The organism is Wolbachia endosymbiont of Drosophila bocki, from assembly GCF_028982005.1.
Taxonomy (GTDB): domain Bacteria; phylum Pseudomonadota; class Alphaproteobacteria; order Rickettsiales; family Anaplasmataceae; genus Wolbachia; species Wolbachia pipientis.
Genome location: NZ_JAPQLG010000125.1, coordinates 1 through 2334 on the forward strand (window position 1 = coordinate 1; position 2334 = coordinate 2334).

The window sequence follows — 2334 nt, forward strand, 5'->3', positions numbered from 1 at the left end:
AAGGAACCAGTGTCAGCTACTTGGATGATACCTTTTTTCTACTTAGTTTGGGTTATGCAAGAAGTCTATTATAATCAGGCTTTAAGTGTGCGGAAGTAATTTTTTTCGTTAAAGTAAAAAATTTTTTCTATAGCTGATCAAAGTGGGATCAAGAGAAACTTACCACTTTCTTTACAAAGGGTTTGATGTTACCATTTGACTGCCTATTCTGAATTTATTGAATGAACGTTAACATAAAGAATCTAGTTCATGCTTTCTCTAAATTGCCAAGTTTAGGGCCATCATCATCACGCAGGTTAGTTATACATTTACTCCAAAACAAAGAAAAAGTTATGCTACCACTTGCATCTTTGATTAAAGAGCTAGCAGATCTTATAATAGAGTGTGAAGTTTGCGGAAATCTAGATACTAAGTCACCTTGTTCTATTTGTACTAACCCAAAACGTGACACTAAGTTACTGTGTGTAGTAGAAGAATTAGGTGATCTATGGGCGTTTGAAAAAGGAAATATATATTCAGGTTTATACCATGTTTTGGGTGGCAGATTGTCTGCAATAAATGGCATAGGTCCAAAAGAACTCAACCTTGACACTATTCTGAAAAGAGTGACAGAGTCTAAAATTGAAGAGATAATTATCGCAATTAATCCGACATTAGAGGGCCAAGTTACTGCACAATATATAATTGAATTGCTAAAAAATTTGGATGTGAAAATATCACGCCTTGCTTGCGGCATACCAATGGGCGGAGAAATTGACTATCTTGATGAAGGAACGCTGAGGATAGCACTTACTTCAAGACAAGAATATGAGTTAAATATAAAATAAGACATGTGCTTAAAAAAACTTATATCGCTAATAACATTCAAAAAGAAAAAAATAGTGCCACCACTTAAAGTGGTGGCTTGGGAAAATGACCACCTAAACTATAAGCAATTTTCAGGTAAATTCAATACTATAATTAAAACAATTGATCAGTCTTTTACAATAATATCTTTGGAAGGATATGATGGATGGGGCAAGACGTTTTTTTTGAAAGAATGGGTAAAAGAGTTAAAACAGCAAAATGAAATTGCAGCTTATTATAGTGCATGGGATATCAATGCATTGGACCAACCACTGCCTTCTTTTTTAAATTTCCTATTTGAAGATTTATTTGTATCGTATAAAGTAAAAAGAAGTGTTATACAACAGTTCAAGAACATAAACCAAGAGCTATTTTCTCTAAACACACTAGGAAAGCTGATCAGTAAATCTCCACTTGCTATGCTTTCAGTATTTCTTGATGCTGCAAAAGAGGCTGATAAAAAAGACATAGGTTTTGTCTTGAGTGAATTAAGTCTTCTCCAAAGAAGAAAAGAGAGTACTAGAGATTTTAAAACACAGTTAGCGGATGTGGTTAATAAAATCAGAAAAGACAAAAACATTTACATAATGGTGGATAATCTTGATGTGTGCCGTCCTAAATTCGTTGTCGATTTTTTGGAATCTATAAAGTATATGCTTGATGTGGAGGGGCTGGTTTTCATTATTTCTGTAAGTAAAGATAAGAGTAATGTACAAAGAGCAATCAGCACAATACTTGGACCAAATTTTGACCTAAAATCTTTTACTGATCTCTCTTTACATTTGCCAAAACAACCGATAGAAAAATTTACAAAAGAACTATTTGAAAATATTAAATTACCGAAAAAGTCAAAAAATTTGATTGTAGATAGTTTTATATTTTATGCAGAAAGCCTGTCACTATCGTTAAAAACAATAGAATACTGCGTAAAAAAAATAAAGCTGTGTCTTCTGAATCACACAAGAGAAGAATTACCTGATCCGAATTTGTTTTCATTTTTGGTAATACTGCAATCGATAAATATTGATATATATGAGGAATTAGGTTTTTCATATCAAAGAGCATTGGAAAAAATTGAAAATGAATATAAATCTTTAGTTCTAAATGGTCAAGAAGAATGGGAAAAACTTAAAACCTCTCTAGAAACTGCTTTTGCAGAGAGGGAGTCAAAAATTAACAAAGCTATAAAGGATATACTATTTTGAAAAGATACCCTACCTTTACATACACAAAGATAGGGTAACATTTGATTAACGCCCTTTTACTATGTCATTACCTTGTTCAAACTTTCTGATTAATTCGCTTACATTGACATTAGATAATTTTTTACCTGCAGATTTGTCATTATGTGAAGCATCAGGTTTACGAAGGTCTTCCTTACTGTTACTCCTAGTAATATTACATCTAACAATGTTTGAATTATTAGAACCTGTTTAAAATCTTCGTAATAGGAGAGAAATGAAGGAAAGGACAATCATTTGCAAGCTG

At 32.3% G+C, this 2334-nt stretch carries 3 protein-coding genes; 2 read left to right on the plus strand and 1 reads right to left on the minus strand.

Annotated elements, in window-relative coordinates; all coding sequences use genetic code 11:
* Positions 1–221: 221 nt before the first annotated feature.
* The gene (gene recR, locus OZD61_RS02785; protein WP_010963080.1) at positions 222–827 is read left to right on the plus strand and encodes a recombination mediator RecR; all 606 of its coding nucleotides are present in this window, start codon (positions 222–224) and stop codon (positions 825–827) included.
* Positions 828–830: 3 nt separating this feature from the next.
* Positions 831–2051: a KAP family P-loop NTPase fold protein gene (locus tag OZD61_RS02790; protein ID WP_253303549.1), complete on the plus strand. Its 1221-nt coding sequence runs from the start codon at positions 831–833 to the stop codon at positions 2049–2051.
* A 98-nt stretch (positions 2052–2149) separates the two neighbouring features.
* On the opposite strand, the gene OZD61_RS02795 is transcribed toward OZD61_RS02790, so the two are convergent.
* On the minus strand, positions 2150–2320 hold the full coding sequence (locus OZD61_RS02795) for a hypothetical protein (protein ID WP_274979764.1): 171 nt from the start codon (positions 2318–2320) through the stop codon (positions 2150–2152).
* Positions 2321–2334 lie beyond the last annotated feature (14 nt).

Coding starts and splice junctions, on each gene's coding strand:
- recR (WP_010963080.1), top strand. CDS start 222: ATGAACGTTAACATAAAGAATCTAGTTCATGCTTTCTCTAAATTGCCA.
- OZD61_RS02790 (WP_253303549.1), top strand. CDS start 831: ATGTGCTTAAAAAAACTTATATCGCTAATAACATTCAAAAAGAAAAAA.